This is a genomic window from Vibrio sp. 03_296, assembly GCF_002265885.1.
On record NZ_NPKW01000405.1, the window covers coordinates 1 to 1029 of the forward strand.

General features: G+C 44.0%; 2 pseudogenes. Both read right to left on the reverse strand.

Annotation, left to right across the window (positions count from 1 at the left end):
- Positions 1-174 (reverse strand): annotated as a pseudogene (gene gcvT, locus CIK04_RS24980) (glycine cleavage system aminomethyltransferase GcvT); the annotation flags it as partial.
- Between the two features lies 1 nt (position 175).
- A pseudogene (locus CIK04_RS24985) lies at positions 176-789 on the reverse strand (SPFH domain-containing protein); the annotation flags it as partial.
- Between the last annotated feature and the right edge of the window lie 240 nt (positions 790-1029).

The window sequence follows — 1029 nt, forward strand, 5'->3', positions numbered from 1 at the left end:
TCTTCTTCCGCCGTCAATGCACGAGCAAGCGCTTCTGCTTTTGTCTGCGGGTACAGAAATTTCGTAGCCGTCTTCTCCAGTATAGCCGCTGCGAGAGATGATGCATTCTACGCCCAGCAATTCGAGTTTTTGCACATCCATAAACAGCATCTCAGCCACAGCAGGTTGGAAGCGGTTCCACTTCCACTTGACGACGCTCGGTCAGATAAATCCCTTCACGTAGTTGATCACCCAGTTTCGATTTAAACTGGTTTAAGCCACCTTGGAAAAACTCTTCACCCGTGTACTGGGTAGCGGTGATCACGGTGACGTTACGCGCAGTTTTTCACCAACAGTGCATCAATCAAGTTGCTATTGTTGCGAAACTCACGGTGCATTTTGGATTAACGCTTCCGGATCTGTGCTCAACTTAAAGCGGAACGGTCACTGGAATTTGCCCTAATATACGTATCGGCAAATCGCACTTGCACCGGGTCCAAACGCTGATAGAAATCCTCACCTGCATTGTTGCCAAACGACACCGTGATCACCTGATCATACTGGGTGATTTTCGATAAAAACGGCATGCGGAAATGAATACCAGGCTCGGTAAACACATCCAACTCACCAAGTAATATTGTTCTGGTGCACGTAGCTATAGCCCGCATCAGTCATAACACCGAGCTATTGATTGGTGAAGTCCTAGCGCCAACAAACGGCACACCAATAATCGCCGTTTTTGATGCCACGGCGAAGCAACTGACGTCTTTCTTCCACTTTCAAACTTTGTCCTAGGTTTGAGTTGTTCATTATTATTCTCCTTTGCATGGTTGTTTATGAGATAAAACTAAATAAACCAAGGTGTTATCTACCTCATCAACAACAGGTACAAATGTAACAATTTAAGACAAAAAGGAATAGTCGAAAGATTCACCAAAATAATTAACTTTTTCCGAATATTTGACAGAGTTATTGTTTTGAACAAAACGCAAAAAAGGCCGCCAAGGCAGACCATTCTAGGTATACTTCTGGCATCTGATTTATGAATTA